22 protein-coding genes and 1 pseudogene are annotated in these 22,521 nt (G+C 67.3%); 17 read left to right on the forward strand and 6 right to left on the reverse strand.

Annotated elements, in window-relative coordinates; translation table 11 throughout:
• Positions 1 to 2: 2 nt before the first annotated feature.
• The 9 genes and pseudogenes from E7V67_026765 to E7V67_026805 all read left to right on the forward strand — a co-directional run bounded on the left by E7V67_026765 (position 3) and on the right by E7V67_026805 (position 8,720).
• Positions 3 to 761, forward strand: coding sequence for a sulfite exporter TauE/SafE family protein (locus E7V67_026765; protein ID WUR16353.1), 759 nt, complete (start codon positions 3 to 5; stop codon positions 759 to 761).
• Positions 758 to 2,986 (forward strand): annotated as a pseudogene (locus E7V67_026770) (heavy metal translocating P-type ATPase). The gene E7V67_026765 and the pseudogene E7V67_026770 overlap by 4 nt, the downstream one beginning before the upstream one ends.
• Positions 2,987 to 3,194: 208 nt before the next feature.
• Positions 3,195 to 3,347: a cbb3-type cytochrome oxidase assembly protein CcoS gene (gene ccoS / locus E7V67_026775; protein WUR16354.1), complete on the forward strand. Its 153-nt coding sequence runs from the start codon at positions 3,195 to 3,197 to the stop codon at positions 3,345 to 3,347.
• 312 nt (positions 3,348 to 3,659) lie between these two features.
• The gene (gene ccoN, locus E7V67_026780; GenBank protein WUR13245.1) at positions 3,660 to 5,081 is read left to right on the forward strand and encodes a cytochrome-c oxidase, cbb3-type subunit I; all 1,422 of its coding nucleotides are present in this window, start codon (positions 3,660 to 3,662) and stop codon (positions 5,079 to 5,081) included.
• A 12-nt stretch (positions 5,082 to 5,093) separates the two neighbouring features.
• A complete protein-coding gene (ccoO, locus tag E7V67_026785) occupies positions 5,094 to 5,708 on the forward strand; it encodes a cytochrome-c oxidase, cbb3-type subunit II (GenBank protein WUR13246.1) in 615 nt (204 codons plus the stop codon).
• Between the two features lie 2 nt (positions 5,709 to 5,710).
• Positions 5,711 to 5,875, forward strand: a complete 165-nt coding sequence (locus E7V67_026790) for a cbb3-type cytochrome c oxidase subunit 3 (protein ID WUR13247.1) — start codon at positions 5,711 to 5,713, stop codon at positions 5,873 to 5,875.
• The gene (gene ccoP / locus E7V67_026795; GenBank protein ID WUR13248.1) at positions 5,868 to 6,782 is read left to right on the forward strand and encodes a cytochrome-c oxidase, cbb3-type subunit III; all 915 of its coding nucleotides are present in this window, start codon (positions 5,868 to 5,870) and stop codon (positions 6,780 to 6,782) included. The genes E7V67_026790 and ccoP overlap by 8 nt, the downstream gene beginning before the upstream one ends.
• A gap of 24 nt (positions 6,783 to 6,806) precedes the next feature.
• Positions 6,807 to 8,198: a cytochrome c oxidase accessory protein CcoG gene (ccoG, locus tag E7V67_026800; GenBank protein WUR13249.1), complete on the forward strand. Its 1,392-nt coding sequence runs from the start codon at positions 6,807 to 6,809 to the stop codon at positions 8,196 to 8,198.
• Between the two features lie 9 nt (positions 8,199 to 8,207).
• Positions 8,208 to 8,720 (forward strand): FixH family protein, encoded by a 513-nt coding sequence (locus E7V67_026805; protein WUR13250.1) that lies wholly within the window; start codon positions 8,208 to 8,210, stop codon positions 8,718 to 8,720.
• A 63-nt stretch (positions 8,721 to 8,783) separates the two neighbouring features.
• Here E7V67_026805 and fnr read toward each other — a convergent pair whose 3' ends face one another.
• Positions 8,784 to 9,542 carry a fumarate/nitrate reduction transcriptional regulator Fnr gene (gene fnr / locus E7V67_026810; GenBank protein ID WUR13251.1) on the reverse strand — a complete coding sequence of 253 codons (759 nt, stop codon included), beginning with the start codon at positions 9,540 to 9,542 and terminating at the stop codon, positions 8,784 to 8,786.
• 230 nt (positions 9,543 to 9,772) lie between these two features.
• Between fnr and E7V67_026815 the strand changes: the two genes are divergently transcribed.
• The gene (locus tag E7V67_026815) at positions 9,773 to 12,886 is read left to right on the forward strand and encodes a response regulator (protein ID WUR13252.1); all 3,114 of its coding nucleotides are present in this window, start codon (positions 9,773 to 9,775) and stop codon (positions 12,884 to 12,886) included.
• Positions 12,887 to 13,006: 120 nt separating this feature from the next.
• Here E7V67_026815 and E7V67_026820 read toward each other — a convergent pair whose 3' ends face one another.
• Entirely contained in the window at positions 13,007 to 13,480 is a 474-nt protein-coding gene (locus E7V67_026820) for a hypothetical protein (protein WUR13253.1), read from the reverse strand.
• 90 nt (positions 13,481 to 13,570) lie between these two features.
• Between E7V67_026820 and E7V67_026825 the strand changes: the two genes are divergently transcribed.
• Both E7V67_026825 and E7V67_026830 read left to right on the forward strand, forming a co-directional pair.
• Complete coding sequence (locus E7V67_026825) at positions 13,571 to 14,854, forward strand: SDR family oxidoreductase (GenBank protein ID WUR13254.1); 1,284 nt, start codon at positions 13,571 to 13,573, stop codon at positions 14,852 to 14,854.
• On the forward strand, positions 14,854 to 15,318 hold the full coding sequence (locus tag E7V67_026830) for a DUF2269 domain-containing protein (GenBank protein ID WUR13255.1): 465 nt from the start codon (positions 14,854 to 14,856) through the stop codon (positions 15,316 to 15,318). The genes E7V67_026825 and E7V67_026830 overlap by 1 nt, the downstream gene beginning before the upstream one ends.
• 78 nt (positions 15,319 to 15,396) lie before the next feature.
• Here E7V67_026830 and E7V67_026835 read toward each other — a convergent pair whose 3' ends face one another.
• Positions 15,397 to 15,984 carry a YdeI/OmpD-associated family protein gene (locus E7V67_026835; GenBank protein ID WUR13256.1) on the reverse strand — a complete coding sequence of 196 codons (588 nt, stop codon included), beginning with the start codon at positions 15,982 to 15,984 and terminating at the stop codon, positions 15,397 to 15,399.
• A 65-nt stretch (positions 15,985 to 16,049) separates the two neighbouring features.
• On the opposite strand from E7V67_026835, the gene E7V67_026840 reads away from it, so the two are divergent.
• The 3 genes from E7V67_026840 (at position 16,050) to E7V67_026850 (ending at position 18,401) form a co-directional block, all read left to right on the forward strand.
• Entirely contained in the window at positions 16,050 to 16,973 is a 924-nt protein-coding gene (locus tag E7V67_026840; protein WUR13257.1) for a LysR substrate-binding domain-containing protein, read from the forward strand.
• Positions 16,974 to 17,064: 91 nt separating this feature from the next.
• Positions 17,065 to 18,258, forward strand: coding sequence for an MFS transporter (locus tag E7V67_026845; GenBank protein WUR13258.1), 1,194 nt, complete (start codon positions 17,065 to 17,067; stop codon positions 18,256 to 18,258).
• A complete protein-coding gene (locus E7V67_026850; protein WUR13259.1) occupies positions 18,255 to 18,401 on the forward strand; it encodes a hypothetical protein in 147 nt (48 codons plus the stop codon). Before E7V67_026845 ends, E7V67_026850 begins: the two co-directional genes overlap by 4 nt.
• Here E7V67_026850 and E7V67_026855 read toward each other — a convergent pair.
• Positions 18,382 to 19,278: a LysR family transcriptional regulator gene (locus E7V67_026855; GenBank protein WUR13260.1), complete on the reverse strand. Its 897-nt coding sequence runs from the start codon at positions 19,276 to 19,278 to the stop codon at positions 18,382 to 18,384. The two genes, E7V67_026850 and E7V67_026855, sit on opposite strands and share 20 nt — an antisense overlap.
• A gap of 77 nt (positions 19,279 to 19,355) precedes the next feature.
• On the opposite strand from E7V67_026855, the gene E7V67_026860 reads away from it, so the two are divergent.
• The gene (locus E7V67_026860) at positions 19,356 to 20,276 is read left to right on the forward strand and encodes a DMT family transporter (protein WUR13261.1); all 921 of its coding nucleotides are present in this window, start codon (positions 19,356 to 19,358) and stop codon (positions 20,274 to 20,276) included.
• Positions 20,277 to 20,282: 6 nt separating this feature from the next.
• On the opposite strand, the gene E7V67_026865 is transcribed toward E7V67_026860, so the two are convergent.
• Complete coding sequence (locus E7V67_026865) at positions 20,283 to 20,702, reverse strand: cupin domain-containing protein (GenBank protein ID WUR13262.1); 420 nt, start codon at positions 20,700 to 20,702, stop codon at positions 20,283 to 20,285.
• 101 nt (positions 20,703 to 20,803) lie between these two features.
• On the opposite strand from E7V67_026865, the gene E7V67_026870 reads away from it, so the two are divergent.
• Positions 20,804 to 21,436 (forward strand): response regulator transcription factor, encoded by a 633-nt coding sequence (locus E7V67_026870; protein ID WUR13263.1) that lies wholly within the window; start codon positions 20,804 to 20,806, stop codon positions 21,434 to 21,436.
• Between the two features lie 14 nt (positions 21,437 to 21,450).
• Here the strand turns inward: E7V67_026870 and E7V67_026875 are convergent, their stop codons facing one another.
• Positions 21,451 to 22,416: an alpha/beta hydrolase gene (locus E7V67_026875; GenBank protein WUR13264.1), complete on the reverse strand. Its 966-nt coding sequence runs from the start codon at positions 22,414 to 22,416 to the stop codon at positions 21,451 to 21,453.
• Positions 22,417 to 22,521: the final 105 nt, after the last annotated feature.

A 22,521-nucleotide genomic window follows, 5' to 3' on the forward strand; every position in this document is an offset into this window, starting at 1 on the left:
TCATCATGTCCCTCAACCTGCTCCCCGTGTTCGTCGTCGGCCTGGCCGGCAGCGTGCATTGCATCGGCATGTGCGGCGGCATCGTCGGCGCGCTGAGCGCGGGCGCGCCACGGCGCACGATTCCGATCGTGCCGGCCAATGGCACGGCGGTGCTGGCGCTGGCCGACAGCGGCGTGGCGCGGGTGCTGGCCTACAACGCGGGCCGCATCGGCAGCTACATGGTCGCCGGCGCGCTGGCGGCGGGCCTGGTCAACGGTGCCGCCAGCCTGGCTCGCATCGCGGCATGGCAGGGCTTCGCCTACCTGCTGGCCAACCTCATGCTGATCGCGTTGGGCCTGTACCTGATGGACGCCTGGCGCGGCCTGGCCCACGTCGAGCAGGCCGGCAAGATGCTGTGGCGCCGTGTGCAACCCCTGATGCGGCCGCTGCTGCCGATGGACACGCTGCCGAAGGCCTTTGCGCTGGGTGGCCTGTGGGGCTGGGTGCCGTGCGGGATGGTGTACAGCGTGCTGCTGACGGCGCTGCTGTCCGGCTCCGCCGCCGGCGGCGCCGCCGTCATGCTGGTCTTTGGCCTGGGCACATTGCCGATGCTGCTGGCCCTCGGCCTAGCTGGTACGCGCCTGCGCGCGATGCTGCAGCAACGCCGCGTGCGTCTTGCCTGCGGCCTGCTGGTGCTGGCCTTCGGCCTGCTGGGCATCGCCCGCTACGCCGGCGGCCTGCAGCATGGCTGGCTGGACGCCCTGTGCGTGGGCGCAGCATGAACGCCGTACCGCAAATCCTAGCATGCTTCCACTGCGGCCTGCCGGTACCGGACGGCGCGCGCTGGCACGTGCCGATCGACGGCGTCGACCGCGCCATGTGCTGCCCCGGCTGCGAAGCGGTGGCCCGCACCATCGTCGACATCGGCCAGGCCAGCTACTACCGTGAACGCACGGGCTTTGCCGCCACCGCCGGCACGGCGGCGGACCTGGTGCCGCCCGAGCTGCGCCTGTACGACAGCGATCCCCGTTTCGCCGCCGACGAGAAAGAGCAGGTGGAAGCGGTGCTGCTGGTCGAAGGCATCCGCTGCGCCGCCTGCGTGTGGCTGATCGAACATCGCCTGCTGAAGATCGACGGCGTCACGGCCGCCAGCCTGAACGTCGCCACCGAACGGCTGACAGTGCGCTGGCGTGCCGGCGCCGTCAAACTGTCCGACCTGCTGCAGGCACTGCGCACGATCGGCTACGCGGCGTTCCCGTATGATGCGGCGCGCCACACGGAGCAGCTGCGCAAGAGCGGCCGCACCCTGGGCCGCCAGCTGTTCGTGGCCGGCTTGTCGATGATGCAGGTGATGATGTACGTGGCGCCGGCCTACATGGCCGACGACGGCACGCTCGACAACGACATGGCCGCGCTGATGCGCTGGGCCAGCCTGCTGCTGACCCTACCCGCCGTGGTCTATTCGGCGCAGCCGTTCTTTGCCGGCGCGTGGGCCAGCCTGCGCGCGCGCGTGCTGGGCATGGACGTGCCGGTCGCGCTGGGCATCGGCGCCGCCTTCCTCGGCAGCGTGGTCGCCACCTGGCGCGGCCAGGGCGACGTGTACTTCGATTCCGTCACGATGTTCATCTTCCTGCTGCTGGCCAGCCGCTACCTGGAGCTGCTGGCGCGGCGCAAGGCGGCCGGTGCACTGGAACGCATGCAGCATGCGCTGCCCGCGTCGGCCAGCAAGCTGACGGCCTGGCCAGCGCGCGATACCACGGTCGTGCCGGCAGCCGCGCTGGTGGCGGGCGACCATATCGCCGTCAAGCCGGGCGAGGCGTTCGCCGCGGACGGTGTCATCGCCGAGGGCCGCACCGCCGTCGACCTGGCGCTGCTGACGGGAGAGAGCGTGCCGCAGCCGAAGGACGTCGGCGACGCGGTGCCCGGTGGCGCCATCAATACCAGCAGCGCCGTTGTGCTGCGCGTGACGAAACCCGTGGCCGACAGCACCCTGTCGGGCTTATTGAAACTGGTGGAACGCGCGGGCGCGGCCAAGCCGCGGATCGCGCAGTGGGCCGACCGCGCCGCGTCACACTTCGTGCTGGCGCTGCTGCTGTTTGCCGTGGCCACGTTCGCATTCTGGAGCTGGCACGATCCGGCACGCGCCTGGCCCGTCGCCATCGCCGTGCTGGTGGTGTCGTGCCCGTGCGCGCTGTCGCTGGCCACGCCGTCCGCGCTGGCCGCCGCCACGGACAGCCTGCTGGCCAAGGGCATCCTCGTGGTACGCCCGCACGTGCTGGAGACGCTGCACCGCGCCACCCACATCGTGTTCGACAAGACCGGTACGCTGACCACCGGCCGCCCGGCCGTGCAGTCGGTCGAGGCCTTCAACGGCATGGATGGCGCGACCGCCGCGCAGCTTGCCGCGGCACTGGAAGCGGGCAGCCTGCACCCGATCGGCCGCGCCATCGCCACGCATGCGCAGGCGCTGCCGCAGCTCGTCACCGTGCATGCGGAGGAGCTGCTGGAGCTGCCGGGCCAGGGCCTGGAAGGCATGATCGCCGGTCAGCGTTACCGCCTTGGCAATGCGGCGTTCGCGGCCATGCTGGCGGGCGGTACGCCGCCGGAGAGCCATGCGCGCGCAGATGCCACGACCGTCTGGCTGGTGTCGCAAGGCCGCTGGCTGGCGTGCTTCGCGGTCAGCGACAGCTTGCGCCCGGATGCGCAGCAGACGGTGGACCGCTTCCGCGCAAAGGGCAAGCAGGTGGTACTGCTCAGCGGCGACCGCCAGGCGCTGGCGGACCAGGTGGCGCGCCAGCTCGGCATCGACATCGCGCTGGGCGACTGCCTGCCCGAGCGCAAGCTGGCCTATGTGCAGCAGCTGCAGGCCGCCGGCGCTGTCGTCGCGATGGTGGGCGACGGCATCAACGACGCGGCCGTGCTGAGCGCCGCCGACGTCTCGTTCGCGATGGGTTCGGGCGCGGCGCTGGCGCAGGTGCATGCGGACACCGTGCTGCTGCATGGTCAAATCGGCATGGTGGGCGAGACGGCGGCCAAGGCGTCCGCCACGATGCGGGTGATTCGCCAGAGACCTGGCCTGGGCCACCGTGTACAACATCGTCGCCATCCCCGCCGCCGCCTTCGGCCTGCTGGGGCCCTGGCTGGCCGGCGTGGGCATGGCCGCCAGCTCCGCCATCGTCATCGTCAACGCATTGCGCCTGCGCGCGAGGTAAGTCATGGAATCGTTATACCTGCTGGTCCCCTTGAGCATCGCACTGGTCTTCGGCGCGCTGTGGGTCTTTTTCAAAGCCTCCGACGACGGCCAGTTCGAGGACCTGGAAGGTCCGGCGCTGCGCATCCTGCACGACGACGACGACCCCCTTCGCTAGCGCATACTGCTCTAACCGGGGTCAGGTCTGGCAATCGGACAAATGTCCGATTGCCAGACCTGACCCCGGTTGCTGTGCCAGACCAGACCCCGGTTGCTGTGCCGCTCGATTCATCTTGTCTTCCTGCTCACCTAGTCATTTCGAACTAGGCCTTATGCCATAAGGCCTCCTGCGGCGCGCCCGCCACACTGGATCGTTCAATTAGCCACACAGTAGTACGTCCCGGCAATTTTTGATCCACATCAAAGTTTTTGCAGGTCCGCTTGCGTAACCTTGAGGCACATCTACCACAAGTGTTCTCGGGGTCCTCAAATGGAACAACAACTGAACTACAACTACAAGGTCGTGAAGCAGTTCGCGATTGCGACCGTAGTGTGGGGCATCATCGGCATGCTGGTCGGCGTCATCATCGCCGCCCAGCTGGCGTGGCCCGCACTGAACTTCGACATTCCCTGGCTGACCTACGGCCGCCTGCGCCCGCTGCACACCAATGGCGTCATCTTCGCGTTCGGCATCAGCGGCCTGTTCGCGACCTCGTATTACGTGGTGCAGCGCACCTGCCAGGTCCGCCTGTTCTCGGACAAGCTGGCCGCCTTCACCTTCTGGGGCTGGCAGGCCGTGATCCTGTCGGCCGTCATCACGCTGCCGATGGGCCTCACGCGCGGCAAGGAATACGCCGAGCTGGAATGGCCGATCACGATCCTGATCGCCATTGTCTGGATCGCCTACGCCATCGTCTTCTTCGGCACGATTATCAAGCGCAAGGTCAAGCACATCTACGTGGCCAACTGGTTCTTCGGCGGCTACATCCTGGCCGTGACGATCCTGCACGTGGTGAACGGCATGAGCATGCCAGCCACGCTGACGAAATCGTATTCGATGTACACCGGCGTACAGGACGCGATGATCCAGTGGTGGTACGGCCACAATGCCGTCGGCTTCATCCTGACGGCCGGCTACCTGGGCATGGTGTACTACTTCATCCCGAAACAGGCCGAGCGCCCCGTGTATTCGTATCGCCTGTCGATCGTGCACTTCTGGGCCCTGATCTTCACCTACATGTGGGCCGGTCCGCACCACCTGCACTACACCGCGCTGCCTGACTGGACGCAGTCGCTGGGCATGGTGTTCTCGCTGATCCTCCTGGCACCGTCGTGGGGCGGCATGATCAACGGCATCATGACCCTGTCCGGCGCCTGGCACAAACTGCGCACCGATCCGATCCTGAAGCTGATGATCGTCTCGCTGTCGTTCTACGGCATGGCCACGTTCGAAGGCCCGATGATGTCGATCAAGACCGTCAACTCGCTGTCGCACTACACCGACTGGGGCATCGCCCACGTCCACGGCGGCGCGCTGGGCTGGGTCGGCTTCATCACGATGGGTTCCATCTACTACCTGCTGCCGCGCCTGGCCGGCCGCGAAAAGATGTACAGCACCCGCCTGATCGACCTGCACTTCTGGGTCGCCACCATCGGCATCGTCCTGTACATCGCCGCGATGTGGATCGCCGGTGTCATGCAGGGCCTGATGTGGCGCGCGGTGAACCCGGACGGCACGCTGACCTACACGTTCGTGGAAAGCGTCAAGGCCACCTATCCGTACTACGTGGTGCGCTTCGTCGGCGGTGCGATGTACCTGAGCGGCATGATCATCATGGGCTACAACACCTACATGACCTTGCGCGGTCGCGAAACCCCGGTGGCCGTCATCCCGGAACTCAAGGCGGCGTAAGGAGAGATTGAAATGAAATTTTCGCATGAATGGATCGAGAAGAACCCCTGGCTGCTGATCGCCCTCGTCACGCTGGTCGTGTCGGTGGGCGGTGCTGTGGAAATCGTGCCGCTGTTCTTCCAGAAATCGACGACGGAGCCGGTGGCCGGCCTCACCCACTACACGCCGCTGCGCCTGGCGGGCCGCGACATCTACGTGCGCGAAGGCTGCTACGCCTGCCACTCGCAGATGGTGCGACCGTTCCGCGCCGAGACCGAGCGCTATGGCCACTATTCGGTGGCCGGCGAGTTCGTGTTCGACCGCCCGTTCCAGTGGGGCTCCAAACGCACGGGCCCGGACCTGGCGCGCGTGGGGGGCCGCTACAGCGACGAATGGCACCGCACCCACCTGCAGAACCCGCGTGACGTGGTGCCGGAATCGAACATGCCGGGCTACCCGTGGCTGGCCAAGACCAAGCTCGATGCGCAAGGCATCGTGCCGAAGCTGCGTGCGCTGCAGCGCCTGGGCGACGGCTACACGGAGGCGGAAATCGCCGCCGCGCCGGCCGAGCTGACGGACAAGACCGAAGAAGACGCGCTGATCGCCTACCTGCAGGGCCTCGGCACGCTGATCAAGTCGAGGAATTAATCATGGCGATCGAGCATATTTTTGACAGCGCCAGCAGCGTCATGACGGTGGTTTCGTTCATCACGTTTGCCGGCATCTGGGCCTGGGCCTGGTCCAAGCGCAAGCAGGCCGATTTTACGGAGGCCGCGCAGCTGCCGTTCGCGGACGAGGAGAAACAAGATGTCTGACTTCACCAACAACTTCTGGAACCTGTACATCGTCGTGCTGACGGTACTGGGCGTGCTCGGTTGCGCCGTGCTGCTGTACTCGCAGTCGAAGTACAAGGTCGCCAAGCACAATGGCCCCGTGGGCACCACCGGCCACGTGTGGGACGAGGACCTGACGGAACTGAACACGCCGATGCCGCGCTGGTGGATGTGGATGTTCTACCTGACGATCGTGTTCGGCATCGCCTACCTGTTCCTGTATCCCGGCCTGGGCTCGTACGCGGGCAAGCTGGGATGGAACTCGGCCAAGGAATACAAGACCGAACTGGCCAAGGCCGACAGCGAATACGGTCCCCTGTTCGAGAAGTACCGCCAGCAGGATTTGAAGGCCGTCGCCGCCGACCCGCAAGCCCACGCCATCGGTGAGCGCCTGTTCCTGACCTACTGCGCGCAGTGCCACGGCTCCGACGCGCGCGGCAACAAGGGCTTCCCGAACCTGACCGACAAGGACTGGCTGCACGGCGGCGCGCCCGAGACGATCAAGCAGACCATCATGAACGGCCGCCACGGCGTGATGCCGGCCATGGGCGCCGCGCTGGGGTCGGACAAGGACATCGAGAACGTCGCGCACTACGTGCTGAGCCTGTCGGGCAGCGCCGCGTCGGACCCGATCAAGAGCGTGTTCGGCAAGTCGAAATTCTCGGCCTGCATGGCCTGCCATGGCGCCGGCGGCGTCGGCAACCAGGCCATGGGCGCGCCGAACCTGGCGGATAAGACCTGGCTGTACGGCGGCAGCGCCGAGACCATCATGGAAACGATCCGCAAGGGCCGCGACAACACCATGCCCGCGTTTGGCGACTTCCTGGGCGAATCGAAGGTCCACGTGCTGTCCGCCTACGTGTGGAGCCTGTCGAACGAAACCAAGTAATCAGAGAGCACTGAAGGCCGTATCATGAACGCCCCCGAGCCCCAGGTCATCCGGATGTACGAAGCGCGGCAGGAGATCTATCCGCGCGAAGCCAAGGGACGCTATGCCAGCCTGCGCTGGTTGTGCGTCTGGCTCACACAGCTGGCCTTCTATGGCCTGCCATGGCTGACCTGGAACGGTCGCCAGGCCGTGCTGTTCGATCTCACGACGCGCAAGTTCTATCTGTTTGGCCTGGTGCTGTGGCCGCAGGACTTCATCTACCTGGCCGCCCTCCTGATCATCTGCGCGTGGCTGCTGTTCCTCGTCACCGCGGTGGCGGGGCGGGTATGGTGCGGCTTCGCCTGCCCGCAGACGGTCTACACGGAGATCTTCCTGTGGATCGAACGCAAGATCGAAGGGCCGCGCAGCGCCCGCATCGCCCTGGCCAAGCAGGGCCCGTCGCTGCAGAAGTTTTCCAAGAAGACGGCCAAGCACCTGGCCTGGGGCGCTGTCGCGCTGTGGACCGGTTTCACCTTCGTCGGCTACTTCACCCCGATCAAGGTGCTGGGCGCCGAGTCGTTCACGCTGGCGTTCGGCCCGTGGGAATGGTTCTGGGTGCTGTTCTACGCGCTGGCCACCTACGGCAACGCCGGCTGGCTGCGCGAGCAGGTGTGCAAGTACATGTGCCCGTACGCCCGCTTCCAGAGCTCGATGTTCGACCGCGACACCCTGATCGTGACGTATGACGCCAAGCGCGGCGAACCGCGCGGCAAGGTCGCCAAGGACACGGGCAAGAGCGTCAACGGCGGCTCCTGCATCGACTGCACGATGTGCGTGCAGGTGTGCCCGACCGGCATCGACATTCGCAACGGCCTGCAGTACGAATGCATCGGCTGCGCCGCCTGCGTGGACGCGTGCAACAGCGTGATGGACAAGGTCGAGCAGCCCCGTGGCCTGATCCGCTACAGCACCGACCGCGCGCTGGCCACCGGCATGTCGGCGCAGGACATCCGCCGCCGCGCCATGCGTCCGCGCGTGCTGATCTACACCGCCGGCCTGCTGCTGGTCGTGATTGCCGTCGGTACCTCGCTGGCACTGCGCACGCCATTGAAGATGGACGTGATCCGCGACCGCGGCTCGATGGGCCGCGAGGTCGACGGCGGCGCGATCGAGAACGTGTATCGCCTGCAGATCATGAACACCACCGAGCAATCGCACCGCTACCGCATCACGGCCGCCGGCATGCCGGGCCTGGCGCTGGCGACAAAGGACGAGGTGACGCTGGCCGGCACCGAGACGCGCGCCGTGCCGATCCGCCTGCGTGCCCCACACGGCGCCGGCGCGACCGGTTCGAACAAGATCACCGTGCAGCTGACGGCGCTGGACGACCCCGCCCTGACGGTCAAGGAAACCGCGGTCTTCATCGTGCCGCGCTAGGAGAATGCAATGGATACCGCACTGAAAATGAGCCCGCCCTGGTACACGCAACGCTGGCCATGGCTGCTGATGGCCGGTCCCGCGATCGTGCTGGCCGCCTGCGGCTACACGGGCTGGATCGCGTTCGCTCAGCAGGACGCCCTGGTCGTCGGCGACTATTACAAGAAGGGCAAGGCGATCAACCAGGACCTGCGGCGCGACCGTGCGGCCGCCGCGCTGGGCCTGTCGGTCGCCCTGCGCTTCGACGCCGCCGACGGCAAGCTGGCCGGCCGCCTCACGGCCCGGGAAGGCGGGACGGTGCACGGCCCGGTACTGCTGCACCTGGCCCATGCGACGCAACCGGACAAGGACATCCGTCTGCTGCTGCGGCCGGACGCGGACGGCGCCTTCAGCATCGGTCTGCCGATGCTCGAGCGCAGCCGCTGGGTGGTGCTGGTGGAAGACGACCGCAGGACGTGGCGGCTGGAGGGAACGTGGTTGTGGCCGATGGAGCGCGAGATCACGCTCAAAGCCGCTGAATAAAAAAACCCGGGACAGACCCGGGTTTTGAGGCAGATTTCCTGAAACAGTGGACTGTCCCGGGTTTCAGGCGCAGACCTCGGTCCCCGCGGTGATGGCCTTCAGCCGCGGCAGATCGAGCACCTGCAGTTCGCGGTTGCTGACAGTGAGCAGCCCCAGTTTCTTGAACTTGTTGAGCAGCCGGCTAATGCTCTCGATCGTCAGCCCCAGGTAGTTGCCGATGTCCTCGCGCGACATGCGCAACTGGAACGCCGTGGCCGAGTAACCGCGCGCCTCGTAGCGCGAGGCCAGGTTGACCAGGAAGGCGGCGAAGCGCTGCGTCGCCTGCATATTGCCGAGCAAAAGCATGACGCTCTGCTCACGCGTGATTTCCTGGCTCATCATGCGGTGGAAGTGGCGTAGCAAGGTCGGCATGTCGACCAGCAGCTGTTCCAGGCTGGAGAACGGGATCTCGCACACCTCGGAATCCTCCAGCGCCATCGCGCTGCAGTAGTGCTTGTCGGTGCTGATCGCGTCCATGCCCAGCAGTTCGCCGCCCATCTGGAAGCCGGTCACCTGCTCCTCGCCGCCGGCGTTGATCTGGTAGGTCTTGAAGTGGCCCAGGCGGATCGCGTACAGGCTCGTGAACGGATCGCCGATCCGGAACAGCACGTCGCCCTTGGCGACCTTGCGGCGGCGGCCGATGATCTTGTCCAGCTTGTCCATATCACCCATGTCGAGTCCCATCGGCAGACACAGCTGGTGCATGCTGCAGGTCGCGCAACGGGCTTTGAGCACGTCGATCGTCGTCCCGGGTAGCGTATAGGAAGGAACTGCTTGCATCATTTGTACATCCTCTGTCAATTGGCCCACAGTGTACTGTAACCAGATGGCGACAGGGCTGTTCCTTATTGGTTTGCTATGGCATTTCAGTCGGAATTGCGCCACAGCATTAGCAAGCTGTCCAGTTCCCATGCCATGACGATAAAATCTTACCCGTGTGGCCGCCCGAACAGTAGCAGGCTTATGATGCATGCATACTGCTAACCACCACCGGCATGCCGATGCGAGGGGGGATGAGACCGCTGGGTATCAAGGCCAAGGTCGCGCTGGCGACCACGCTGACGTCGATCGTCATGATCGCGCTCGTCACTGCGCTGCAGGCGCAGCGCATGCGTGACGATTTTACACGCGTGCTGTTCGCCCAGCAGGACGCCCTGGTCGCGCGCACCGCGCAGGAGCTGGACGACAAGCTGGTGATGCTGCGCGAGATCGTTGGCCAGTCGGTGCGCTACCAGCCGCGCGACCTGTGCAGCGATCCGGCCGGGCTGCGCGGCTTCTACGAGAACCGCGCGCTGCTGACATTGTTCGACGACGTGCTGGTCGTGAGCGCGCAGGGCATCATCATCGCCGATATTCCGGCACTGCCCAACCGCCCCGGCGTCAGCGTGGCCGACCGGGCCTATTTCCAGCGCGTGCTGGCCGAACGGCTGCCGCTGATCGCCGAACCGGTGATCGGTCGTGCCGGCAAGCGCCCGATCGTGCAAATGGTCGCGCCCGTGCTGGGTGACGATGCCCAGGTGCGCTGCGTCGTCATCGGCGTACTGCGGCTGTACAAGGACAATCTGCTGGGCCACCTGCGCACCGCGAAAGTGGGCCGTACCGGCTTCTTCTACGCGGTCACGCGCGACGCGCATCCGGTCTACGTGCTGCATCCCCAGGTGGATCGACTGATGAAGCCACGGCTGCCGGGCGGCGCGACCGCCATGACGCGGGCACTCAACGAGGGCTTCCAGGGTACCCTGATCAGCAACAACGTCGATGGCGTGCGCATGGTGACCAGCGTGCGGCAGCTCAAATCGGTGCCATGGGTCCTGGCCGCCGCGTTGCCGGAAGACGAGGCCTTCGCGCCGTTCGCCGGCATGCAGCTGCGCCTGGCATTGTGGGCCACGCTGGCCTCGCTGGCGGCGGCGGCGATCATCGCGCTGGTGACGTCGCGCCTGATGTCGCCGCTGGTGCGCCTGCGCGACAAGATCCATGCCCTGCGCAATGCGCCGCAGGACTACGCGCCGCTGCGGGTCAAGGCGCGCGACGAAATCGGCGAACTGACACTGTCGTTCAATGACCTGATGGCGCAGCGCCAGGCTGCCGATGCGCGTGCCCATGCCTTGCTGGTCGAGCTGGAAGCGCGCGCCGCCGAGCTGGAACGCGAGCGCGATCGGGCCGAGCGGGCCAACCGCGCCAAGAGCGATTTCGTCGCCAACATGAGCCACGAGATCCGCACGCCGATGAATGCCGTGCTGGGCATGGCCTACCTGCTGCAGAACACGTCGCTGACGGCGCAGCAGCGCAAGTACCTGAACATGATCCGTACGGCCGGCGATTCGCTGATGGGCATCCTGAACGACGTGCTGGACTTTTCCAAGATCGAGGCCGAGCGCATGGAATTGTCGCCGGTCGAATTCGACCTGGACGAATCGATGAGTACCCTGGCCACGACGATGACGATGAACGCCGGCGAGAAGGAGCTGGAACTGGCCATCGTGGTCGCGCCGGACGTGCCGCGCCTGCTGCGCGGCGACGCGCTGCGCCTGCAGCAGGTGCTTGTCAACCTGGCCGGCAATGCGATCAAGTTCACGCAGCAGGGCGAGGTGGTGGTGCAGGTCGACGTGGCGCAGCGCGACGAGAACCGCGCCGTGCTGCGCTTCGAAGTGCGCGACACCGGCATGGGCATGAGCACCGAGCAGCTCAGCCACCTGTTCCAGGCATTCACGCAGGCCGACGAGAGCATCACCCGGCGCTTCGGCGGCACGGGACTGGGCCTGGCGATCACGCGCCGCCTGATCGAACTGATGGGCGGCGCGATCCAGGTGCGCAGTGCGCCGGGCGAGGGCAGCCGCTTCTGGTTCGAGCTGCCGTTCGACCTCATGCCGCACCGCGAAGCGCCGCGCCAGCCCGCGCTCGGCCCATTATCCGTGCTGGTGGTCGAGGACAACCGCACCAACCGCGACATGATCGCGCAGCTGATCCAGGCCTGGGGCTGGCAGGCCGACCTGGCCGATTCCGGCCCGGCCGCGCTGGAGCTGTTCCAGCGCAGCATGCGCGGCCACCACCCCTACGACGTCGTGCTGGCCGACTGGCACATGACGGGCCGCGACGGCTTCGCAGCGGCGCACGCCATCCGCCAGGCCGCCGATGGCCGGCGCCAGCCCATCGTCGCGATGGTCAATGCGTTCGCGCGCGAGCGCCTGGAGGAGATCTCGAACACACCGGAGGCGGACGTGGTGCTGGTCAAGCCCATCACCAGCTCGACGTTGTTCGAGGCGCTGCACCAGGCGGTGGCCGCCAAGAGCGGTGACGAAGCGGCCTTGCCGGACGACGTGCGCGCCGACCGGCTGGCCGGCTATCACTTCCTGCTGGTGGAGGACAACCTGCTGAACCAGGCCGTCGCGCGCGGCTTGCTGGAGCAGGCGGGCGCCACCCTGGATGTGGTCGGCGACGGCCAGCAGGCCGTGGACGTGCTGGGCGCGGAGCCGGGCCGCTACGACGTCGTGCTGATGGACATGCAGATGCCGGTGATGGACGGTTTTACCGCCACGTCGATCCTGCGCAAGGAACTCAAGCTGCGGCTGCCCGTGATCGCGATGACGGCCGGCGTGCTGGCCTCGGAGCGGGACCGCTGCGTGGAGGCCGGCATCACCGATTTCATCGCCAAGCCGGTGGTGGTCGAGGAGATGATGGCCGTGATCGAGCGCCACCTGCCCGCCACGCGCCGCAGTACAACGGCGCCGGCACCGGTGGCGCCGCCGCCACCAGCCGATCCGGCCGAACCGGTATTCAATATGGACAGCCTGATGCGCGTGATGGGGCGCGACCCGAAAGGGCGCGCGCTGATGTGCCGCATGGTGCAGGGCGCGCTGGAAGGCGGCATGCAGCCAGTCGACGCTGCCGACCGTGCGCTGGCCGAGGGCCGGCCGCAGGACGCGTCGAAAATCTTCCACTCGCTGCGCGGCGCCATCGGCGTGCTGGGCGCCAAGCGCCTGATCCGCGCGACGATGGAGGCCGAGATGGCAATCGGCGAGCGGCCGGCTGGCGAGCTGGCGCCGTACTTCGCCGCGGTGCGGCAAGAGCTGGCCCTGGTGCTCGAGGCCGGGCGGGAGTGGCTGGAGCAGGCGGAGCCTTGTGCTTGACGGCTCTCGCTATTGGGGTCTGTCCCGCTTTTGGGGACTGACCCCGAAGTTTGCCCGCGCATCCCGATGGCCCACACAAACTTCAGGGTCAGTCCCCGAGGGGACAGACCCTAGCCGGTGCTAAGCCTTGTCGCGGTGGTTGAACAACGCCCCGGCCGCCAACCCCACCGCAAACGCCCCGTACACCAGCGCCAGCGACTTCTTCGACACCCGCTCCTCGTAGCCCGGCTTCAGGCGCTGCGGCGTCAGCTGATAGTCGACGAAGCACGCTGTCGCGGCGGCGGCCGCGGCGGCGGCGGCCGTGCCGGCGACCGACTTGCGATCCAGTACCTTGCCGGCCACCTGCTCGAAGATCGTGGCCCAGAACAGCGAGCTGGCATGGTGGATGCCATAGCCGACCAGCGTGTACTTCCAGGACGGCGCGTCGCGGCGAAATGCCTTGTCGCCCCACAGCCAGTGGCTGATCGCGTTCGCGCCGGCGAACATGCTGCCGCTCTCCTCGCGCGAGCGCAGGGCCAGCGCCGCCGTCGATGTCAGGCTGGCCAGCGCGCCCGGTACCATGCCCTTCACGACCACCTGCTTCCAATTGTCCATAGCGTTTTCCCCTGGTGTGCGGGAAGTGCTGGCGACAGCCTTGTCGCGACTTCCCTATACTGTGCATAACCCATCCGAAGAGGGCACCCAATGCTGATCCTGTTGACCGGCGCAACCGGTTTTCTTGGCTCCCACCTGGCACCGCTGCTGCTGGCGCAAGGCCATCGCGTGCTGAGCGCGGGACGGCGCCGCTGCGCCGATCCCCGCATCGGCTTCGTCCAGGCGGACTTTGCCCACGATAGCGAAAAAACGGATTGGGTGGCGCGCCTGTCCGGCGTCGATGTCGTCATCAATACCGTCGGCATCATCCGCGAGACGGCCGGACAGACGTTCGCGGCGCTGCATACCGGGACGCCGAAGGCGCTGTTCGCGGCCGCCGCCGAAGCCGGCGTGAAACTGGTGATCCAGGTCTCCGCGCTGGGCGCGGACGACGCGGCCGTTACACCTTACCATCGCAGCAAGAAGGCGGCCGACGATTTCCTGGCCACCTTGCCGCTGCGCTCGCGCATCGTGCAGCCCTCGCTGATCTACGGTCCCGAGGGCGCCAGCTCGAAGATGTTCCGCACCCTCGCCACGATGCCGTTCGCGCTGCAGTTCGGCAGCTCGCCGCAACCGGTGCAGCCGGTGCATATCGACGACGTGTGCCAGGCCATCGTGGCCCTGCTGGCCGAGCAGGGCGGGCCGCGCAGCGAACGGGTCGCGCTGGTGGGACCGGCGCCGTTGCCGTTCATCGGCTACCTGGGCGCGCTGCGCCGTGGCCTGGGGCTGGGACGCCTGCGTGTATGGCGCCTGCCGTCCTTCGTGGCCCGGCTGGCGGCGCAACTGGGCAGTGTCATCCCCGGTAGCCCGTTGACCCCGGACGCGCTGCAAATGCTCGACCGCGGCAACACGGCCGACCCGGCGCAGACGGTGCGCTTGCTGGGCCGGCCGCCCCGTCCTGTGGAAAAGTTCATCGATCGTCCCCAGGCGGTCCGGCTGGACGCGCAACTGGGCTGGCTGCTGCCGCTGCTGCGCCTGGCCATCGCCATCGTGTGGCTGTGGACCGCATACGTGTCCGCCTTCGTCTGGCCGGTGGAGGACAGCTACCGGCTGCTGGAACGCAGCGGCATCCCATCAGTTTTGACGCCGCTGATGCTGTACGGCGCCAGCGCCATGGACCTGCTGTTCGGCATCGGCACGCTGGCGCTGCCGCGTCGCCGGCGCCATTGGCTCTGGCTGGCGCAGGTCGCGCTGATCGGGTTTTACACGGTCGTCATCGCCGTCCGCCTGCCGGAATTCCTGTGGCATCCGTACGGCCCGCTCAGCAAGAACCTGCCGATGCTGGCCGCCATCTGGCTGCTGTACGAACTGGAAAAGCAACCCAAGGAGAACTGATGGAATACCTGATCGTCAAGTGGCTGCACATCCTGTCGTCCACCTTCCTGTTCGGCACCGGCATCGGTTCCGCCTGGTACCTGCTGTTCGCCGTCATCAGCCGCAACGTGGCGGCCATCGCCGTGGTCACGCGCATCGTGGTCATCGCCGACTGGCTGTTCACCGGCACCACGATGATCGCGCAGCCGGCCACCGGCTTCTACCTGATCCACCTGGCCGGCTACCCGATGCACAGCGCCTGGATCATGTATTCGATCGCGCTGTTCGTGCTGGCCGCGCTGTGCTGGTTCCCGGTGGTATGGCTGCAGATGCGGCTGCGCGACCTGTCCGCCGCCGCGGCCAGCGCCGGCACGCCGCTGCCGCCCGCCTTCTGGCGCTACTTCAAATGGTGGATCGTGCTGGGCGTTCCCGCGTTCTTCGCCTTCCTCGGCGTGTTCTACCTGATGGTGGCCAAGCCGATGTAATGGGGCATAACCCGGGGTCAGGTCTGTCATTCGGACATTTTGTCCGAATGACAGACCTGACCCCGGTTTGACCCCGGTTTATGGGTGCAGCTTCTCGCCGCGCGCCAGCATCTGCAGGAACTGCTCGAGGCGGCGCGTGCGCGTCTCCGCCTTCTTGGCCGTCTGCAGGCGGTGCAGGATCGCGTAGCGGTTGCGGCTGTCGAGCGTGGCGAAGAACTTTTTTGCGGCCGGGTTGGCGTCCAGCGCCGCCTGCAGTTCCGGAGGCACGGTGGCCTGGCTGACGGAGTCGTAGGCGGCATCCCAGCGCCCGTCCGCCTTGGCCCGTTCGATTTCCTTCAACCCGGCAGGGCGCATGCGGCCGCTGTCGATCAGCGCCTGCACCTTGTCGCGATTGACTTTCGACCAGATGCTGCGCGCCGTGCGCGGCGTGAATTTCTGCACCCACCAGCCGTCATCGATGCGGCGCTTGACGCCGTCGATCCAGCCATAGCACAACGCCACCTCCAGTGCCTCGGGATACTGCACCGTCGTCGCCCCGGCGCCGCGTTTGGCGATGCGCAGCCAGGCGCCGGGCGCGCGCGCATGCTCGCGCGCCAGCCAGGTTTCCCACGCGGCGGCATCGGCAAAGGTCAGTTCGGGCAGTTCCGCTTTCGGTGTCGTGGCCATCGAGCTTCCTCCGTTTTTGGCCCTATTCTAATGCGCTATCATCGCTTGGTCACCGTGGAGGAACCATGTCGCACCCGCTGCTCAACCTGCCGCCGCTGGACGCCCTGCGCGGCTTCGTGGCGACGGCCCGCCGCCTGAGCATCACGGCGGCAGCGCAGGACCTGTGCCTGACCCAATCGGCCGTCAGCCGACAGATCCAGGCGCTGGAAGAACGGCTTGGCACGCCGCTGCTGGTGCGCGGCAACCGCCAGGTAACTTTAACCGACGCCGGCCGCCAGCTGTTCGCGCTGGCCTCGCCCTGGCTGGACCAGCTGGCCGAGTTGACGGCCACGCTGCGCCCGGACGGCCGCGCGCAGCCGGTGACGATCTCCGCCAGCATCGGCGTGGTCTCGCTGTGGATTCTGCCCCGCCTCGGCCACTTGCAGGCGGCCCATCCGGATGTCGAGCTGCGTGTGGAGACCAGCAACCGCGTGATGGACCTGCAGCGGGAAGGCGTGGACCTGGCGATCCGCTACGCACCGGCCGGCGCCGTGCCGGCCGACGCGCTACGCCTGTTCGACGAGGAGATCGTGCCCGTCGCCAGCCCCACCCTGGCGGCCAGCGCATTTGCCGATGGCGCCGCGCTGGCGCGGCACGTGCTGCTGGAACTGCACGACCGCTCGCACCCGTTCCTGCAATGGACACCGTGGCTGCGGCAGCGCGGCCTGGAGACGGCGGCCCGCGCCACGCTGCGCTTCAACCAGTACGACCAGCTGATCCAGGCCGCGATCGAGGGCAATGGCGTCGCGCTGGGACGCCTGCCGCTGATCCTGCCCGCATTACGTGACGGCCGCCTCGTCGCCGACCTGCGCCAGCGCGCCGCCGGCGACGGTTACGGCTACTGGCTGCTGCAGGCCACCTCACCTGCGCGGCCAGAGGTCGCTACCGTGCGCGACTGGCTGCTGCGGCAGGTCGCGGACACCCAGGAAGCATTGCTGGCCATGCGCTGAGCTCCATGCGCGCGACGCATGGCTGCCATGCGGATTTGACGCTCGTGCCGTTTGTCCGGCGCCGTTATGCTCGGCGCAGGAGGAAATCGTCATGAAAAAAACCGTCTCGCCGCTCACCGTGGTCGTCTGCGGCGGCATCGTCATCGGCCTGGCCATGGGCGTGCGCCATGTGCAGGGCCTGTTCATGCTGCCGATGACGGCGGCGCGGGGCTGGGGCCGCGAGGAATTCGCGTTCGCGCTGGCCTTGCAAAACCTCGTCTGGGGCCTGGCGCAACCGCTGACCGGCATGCTGGCCGACCGCTGGGGCGCACGCCGCGTGCTCGCCGCCGGCTGCCTGGCGTACGGCGCCGGACTGGCGCTGATGGCGCATGCGGGCAGCGCCACGCAACTGGCCCTGTCCGGCGGCCTGCTGATCGGCCTGGCGCTGGCCGGGACCACGTTCGGCGTCGTGTACGGCGCCATCAGCCGTCTGGTGCCGGCCCAACGGCGCAGCTGGGCGCTGGGCATGGCCGGGGCGATCGGCGGCGTAGGCCAGTTTGCCATGGTACCGGCCGCGCAGGGCCTGATCGACGGCATCGGTTGGGCCGCGGCGCTGGGCGCGCTGGCGCTCGTGCTGGCCCTGGCGCTGCCATTGGCCGCGCCACTGGACGACCGCGCCGATCACGCCGACCGGGCCGCACAGTCGATGCGGCAGGCCATCGGCGAGGCGCTTTCGCACCGCGGCTTCTGGCTGCTCAACCTGGGTTTTCTCGCCTGTGGCTTCCAGCTGGCCTTCCTGGGCGCGCACTTTCCCGCCTATCTGCTGGACCGTGGTTTTACGGCCCAGACCGGGGTGGCCGCGCTGGCGATCGTCGCGCTGGCCAACGTGGCGGGCACCTATGCTTGGGGCCAGCTGGGCAGCCAGTACCGCCGCAAGCACCTGCTGGCCTACCTGTACCTGCTGCGCGCCGGCGCAATGCTGGCGTTCGTGCTGCTGCCGCTCGACAGCGCCAGCGTCTACCTGTTTGCCTTTGTCATGGGGTTGACCTGGCTGGGCACCGTGCCGCTGACGAACGGGCTGGTGTCGCAGGTGTTCGGCGTGCAGTACATCGGCACGCTGTTCGGCTTCGTGTTCGTGGGCCACCAGCTGGGCGGTTTTCTTGGCGTGTGGCTGGGCGGCCTCGTATTCGATGCCACGCGCTCGTATGACCTGGTCTGGCTGGCCTCCATCCTGGTCGGCCTGCTGGCGGCCGCGCTGCACTGGCCCATCGACGACCGCGCCTTGGCGCGCTTGCAGGTGGCATGACGATGGGCCCGCGCCGCGAACGGCTGCGCCTGATGGCCGTCGTGCTGGTGCTTTGCGCGCTATGTGGCTGGGCCACGCACGCGCTGCTGGCGCCGGCACATGCGCTGGCGTTCGCCAACGTGCTTACGCTGTGCCAACGCTAGTCTTGGCGACACCGCGGGCGATTTCGGCAAAGGCCTGCACGGCCGGCGCCGCGCGGCCCAGGTTGCGAAAGATGAGTCCCACGCGGCGGCGCACGGCCGGGCGCAAGGGCCGCAGCACGATGCGCGGATGCGTCTGCGCCAGCGCGTGCGGCAGCGCCAGCTCGGCCAGCACCGTGATGCCGTCGCCGTTGTCCACCAGATGCAGCACCGTTAGCATCTGCGACATGCGGTAGCGCACCTGCGGCGCCAGCGCCGCCGCCGCGAACAGCGGCTCGATCAGTGCCGAGCAACCCGCTTCCGGCATGATGAACGGATACTCGCTCAACTCCGCCAGGGTCACCGTGTCGCGCTGCGCCAGCGGATGGTCGCGCGGCAGCAGGGCGCTCAGTTCGTCCTCCACCAGCGGCACCGTATCGAAGCGGTCGTCCGGCAGCACGGCAAAGCCCACGTCGACGCGCCGGTCCGCCACCCACTGCAGCACGGCCGCGTCCGGCCCCTCGTCGATCTGCACTTCCACGCCGGGATAGCGGGCCCGGTAGGCCTGCAGGATGGCCGGCAGCAGTTTCAGCGACGACGTCGGACCGAAGGAGCCGATGCGCAGCAGCCCCTTGTGCAGCCCGCGCGCCACCGCGGCATCCTGGCGCATGGCTTCGGTCAGGCCGAGGATCTCGCGGGCGCGCAGCAACAGGCGCTGGCCCAGCTCCGTTACCGTGACGGCGGCTTGCTCGCGCTCGACCAGCTGGGCGTCGAGCTCCTGCTCGAGCGACTTGATCGCGTGCGACACGGCCGACTGGCTGATGCCGAGGCGTAGCGCGGCCGACGTGAAGCCGCGCATCTCCGCCACCATGACGAAAATTTCCAGCTGGGTGAAGGTCATGAGCTTTTCCTCATTTGTCCATGAGTTTGGATAAGCATTAATGTATGCCTACCGTAACCCTTCCGCAAGGTCCCCCGATGAAAACCGCCGCCCTACCGCTAGCTCCCGCCGCCGCCACGTCACCGCTGGTCTATATAAAGCTCGTCTTCGTCACGTTGTTCTGGGGCGGCACCTTCATTGCCGGCCGCATCGTCGCCCATGCGTTGCCCGTCATGACGGCGGCCGCGTTGCGCTTTGCCGTCGCCAGCGCCTTGCTGCTGCTGGTGGCATGGCAGCGCGAGGGCGGGCTGCCGCGGCTGTCGCGCCAGCAGGTGCTGGCCACCGCCGTGCTGGGACTGACCGGCATCTTCCTGTACAACCTGTGCTTCTTCGGCGCGCTGGGGCGCATGCCGGCCGGTCGCGCCGCACTGTTCATCGCCCTGAATCCCATCGTGACGGCGCTGGCGGCCGCGCTGCTGCTGCGCGAACGGCTCACGGCGGTGAAATGGGCGGGCATCGCGCTGGCGTTCGGCGGCGCGGCCATCGTCATCACGCGGGGCGACCCGGTCGCTGCGCTGCGCGACATCAGCCAGTCGGTCGGACTGGGCGAACTGCTGATGGTGTGCGCGATCAGCAGCTGGGCGGCCTATACGCTGGTGGGCCGCTCCGCGCTGAAGGGCCTGAGCCCGATCGCCGCCACCACGTATGCCTCGCTGTGGGGTCTGCTGTTCCTGACCATCGGCGCGGCGCGCGACTTCGCCACGGTCGAGTGGTCCGCCATCGGCTGGCAGGTGTGGACGGGCCTGTGCTACCTGGGTGCGTTCGGCACCGTGCTGGGCTTCGTCTGGTATTACGAGGGCGTGAAGGCCATCGGCGCCTCGCGCACGGCCGTGTTCAACAACCTGGTGCCGGTGTTCGGCATCAGCCTGGCGGCACTGCTGCTGGGCGAGCAGGTATTGGCATCGATGATCGCCGGCGGCGTGCTGGTGGCCGCCGGAGTGACACTCACCAATCGCTGACCGGCCTTACTTGGCAAGGATGACGATCGGCTGGTTCTTCTCGACCACGTAGGTGGCCAGCTCGGAAATGATGCCGTTACCGATGTTTTTCGCCGAGTGCACCGCGCCGGCTGGGATGTAGAGCGACTCGCCGGCCTGCAGGCGTACGGTCTTGCCGTCCATCTCGTACTCGATCGTCCCGCTCAGCACGTAGGCGATTTCCACGCCCGGGTGCGAATGCTTCGGGAACGACGCGCCAGGCGCGAAGTCGACCCGCACCTGGATCGCATCGCGCTCGCTGTCGAATGCGTGGCGCACGGTTTCCGTGCGCGCGATGCCTTTCGAATCGAACTTCGGTTGCGCCGCCGCGGGTTGCTGTGCCAGTGCGGGTGCGGCAAGCAGGGCCAGCGCGATGGCGCCGGTGGTGAGTCGAGCGATGGGTTTCATGAATTCTCCTGTGTTGAATAGGGTTGCTGCGATTTGCCGGCTGTTTACCGGCTGGTTTACACTGTCCGCCGTCCCGCCGCCGACCTTATGGAGCTCCAGCATTGAGCAGCACTGCACCACCGATCCGCCTTCTTCTCGTCGACGACCATCCGATGGTGCGGGCCGGCCTGGCCGATACGATTTCCAGCGAACCCGATATGTGCGTGGCGGGCGAGCGCGAGGACGGCACCGGCATCGTCGAAGCCTTCCGCAGTGCCCGGCCCGACGTCACGATCCTCGACATCGCGATGCCGCAGGTGGACGGGATCGAGGCGCTGGAAGCGCTGCGCGCGGAACATCCCAATGCCCGCGTGATCATGCTGACCACGCTGCGGGGCGATCACCAGATGCGCCGCGCGCTCGAACTGGGCGCCGCCGGCTTCCTGTTCAAGAGCACGGTGCGGCGCGACCTGCTCGACGCCATCCGGGCCGTCCATGCCGGTCGGCGCTGGATTCCCGCGGAAGTGGCCCAGACGCTGGTCGAGCACCTGGGCCAACCCGGCTTGTCCGAGCGCGAACTGGCCGTGCTGGCTTGTGCCGCGGGTGGCAACGGCAACAAGCAGATCGGCGTGCGGCTCGGCATCGCCGAGGACACGGTGAAGGCGCACATGCGCACGATCCTGGCGAAACTGGGTGCGCACGACCGCACCCACGCGGTTGCGATCGCCGTCAAGCGTGGCATCCTGACCTTGTAGTGGCAGGCTAAGCGTCAGCCCTTCAGGAAGGCCAGCAGGTCGTCGTTGACGCGGTCCTTGTGCGTGTCCGTCAGGCCGTGCGGCGCGCCGGGATAGACCAGCAGCTTGGCATGCTTGACGATCGCAGCGGACGCGCGGCCGGATGCATCGACCGGCACGATCTGGTCATCGTCGCCATGGATGATCAGGGTCGGCTTGTCGAACTTCTTCAAGTCGTCGCGGAAGTCGGTTTCCGAGAAGGCCTTGATCGAGTCGTAGGTGTTCTTGTGGCCGGCCATCATGCCCTGCATCCACCAGGCATCGATCAGGCCTTGCGAGACCTTGGCACCGCTGCGGTTGAAGCCGAAGAACGGGCCGCTGGCGATGTCCTTGTAGAGCTGCGAGCGGTTCGCCAGGGAGCCGGCGCGAATGCCGTCGAACACGTCGCGCGGCAGGCCGCCCGGATTGTCGGCAGTTTTCAGCATCAGCGGCGGCACGGCCGAGACCAGCACCAGGCCGGCGACGCGGCGCGTGCCATGCCGGCCGACGTAGCGGGCCACTTCGCCGCCGCCCGTCGAGAAGCCGACCAGTACCGCCTTGTGCAGGTCCAGCGCTTCGATCACCTGGGCCAGGTCGTCGGCATAGTGGTCCATGTCGTTGCCGTCCCAAGGCTGGGTCGAACGGCCGTGGCCGCGGCGGTCATGGGCGATGCAGCGGTAGCCGCGCTCGGCCAGGAAGATCATCTGCGATTCCCAGCTGTCCGAGTTGAGGGGCCAGCCGTGGCTGAAGACGACAGGTTGGCCGTTCTTCGGGCCCCAGTCCTTGTAGTACAGCACGACGCCGTCGCGCGTCGTCACGCTGCCGACGGCGCGCTGGGAGGCGGCCGGCGTAGCGGCGGTGGCGCCGAGCGACACGCCGGCGGCGGCGGCACCGGCGGCGGCCGTGGCAGCGCTCATCAGCACGTTGCGGCGGCGCTGATCCGGGTGGGTGGAATTGACCATGCGTTGTTCTCGCTTCTCTTCAGGTTATCGGTATTGGCATATCGGTCATGCCAACCGCAGCGTACCGAAGAGGGCCGTCGGCGCCATCGTCACGGCGGGCGCCGC

This window comes from [Empedobacter] haloabium, from assembly GCA_008011715.2.
GTDB classification, from domain to species: Bacteria; Pseudomonadota; Gammaproteobacteria; order Burkholderiales; family Burkholderiaceae_D; genus Rugamonas; species Rugamonas haloabia.

Bases quoted from the DNA above. Each gene is read 5' to 3' on its own strand.
- ccoS (WUR16354.1), top strand. From the start codon at position 3,195: ATGGAATCGTTATACCTGCTGGTCCCCTTGAGCATCGCACTGGTCTTC.
- ccoN (WUR13245.1), top strand. From the start codon at position 3,660: ATGGAACAACAACTGAACTACAACTACAAGGTCGTGAAGCAGTTCGCG.
- ccoO (WUR13246.1), top strand. From the start codon at position 5,094: ATGAAATTTTCGCATGAATGGATCGAGAAGAACCCCTGGCTGCTGATC.
- E7V67_026790 (WUR13247.1), top strand. From the start codon at position 5,711: ATGGCGATCGAGCATATTTTTGACAGCGCCAGCAGCGTCATGACGGTG.
- ccoP (WUR13248.1), top strand. From the start codon at position 5,868: ATGTCTGACTTCACCAACAACTTCTGGAACCTGTACATCGTCGTGCTG.
- ccoG (WUR13249.1), top strand. From the start codon at position 6,807: ATGAACGCCCCCGAGCCCCAGGTCATCCGGATGTACGAAGCGCGGCAG.
- E7V67_026805 (WUR13250.1), top strand. From the start codon at position 8,208: ATGGATACCGCACTGAAAATGAGCCCGCCCTGGTACACGCAACGCTGG.
- fnr (WUR13251.1), bottom strand. From the start codon at position 9,542: ATGATGCAAGCAGTTCCTTCCTATACGCTACCCGGGACGACGATCGAC.
- E7V67_026815 (WUR13252.1), top strand. From the start codon at position 9,773: ATGAGACCGCTGGGTATCAAGGCCAAGGTCGCGCTGGCGACCACGCTG.
- E7V67_026820 (WUR13253.1), bottom strand. From the start codon at position 13,480: ATGGACAATTGGAAGCAGGTGGTCGTGAAGGGCATGGTACCGGGCGCG.
- E7V67_026825 (WUR13254.1), top strand. From the start codon at position 13,571: ATGCTGATCCTGTTGACCGGCGCAACCGGTTTTCTTGGCTCCCACCTG.
- E7V67_026830 (WUR13255.1), top strand. From the start codon at position 14,854: ATGGAATACCTGATCGTCAAGTGGCTGCACATCCTGTCGTCCACCTTC.
- E7V67_026835 (WUR13256.1), bottom strand. From the start codon at position 15,984: ATGGCCACGACACCGAAAGCGGAACTGCCCGAACTGACCTTTGCCGAT.
- E7V67_026840 (WUR13257.1), top strand. From the start codon at position 16,050: ATGTCGCACCCGCTGCTCAACCTGCCGCCGCTGGACGCCCTGCGCGGC.
- E7V67_026845 (WUR13258.1), top strand. From the start codon at position 17,065: ATGAAAAAAACCGTCTCGCCGCTCACCGTGGTCGTCTGCGGCGGCATC.
- E7V67_026850 (WUR13259.1), top strand. From the start codon at position 18,255: ATGACGATGGGCCCGCGCCGCGAACGGCTGCGCCTGATGGCCGTCGTG.
- E7V67_026855 (WUR13260.1), bottom strand. From the start codon at position 19,278: ATGACCTTCACCCAGCTGGAAATTTTCGTCATGGTGGCGGAGATGCGC.
- E7V67_026860 (WUR13261.1), top strand. From the start codon at position 19,356: ATGAAAACCGCCGCCCTACCGCTAGCTCCCGCCGCCGCCACGTCACCG.
- E7V67_026865 (WUR13262.1), bottom strand. From the start codon at position 20,702: ATGAAACCCATCGCTCGACTCACCACCGGCGCCATCGCGCTGGCCCTG.
- E7V67_026875 (WUR13264.1), bottom strand. From the start codon at position 22,416: ATGGTCAATTCCACCCACCCGGATCAGCGCCGCCGCAACGTGCTGATG.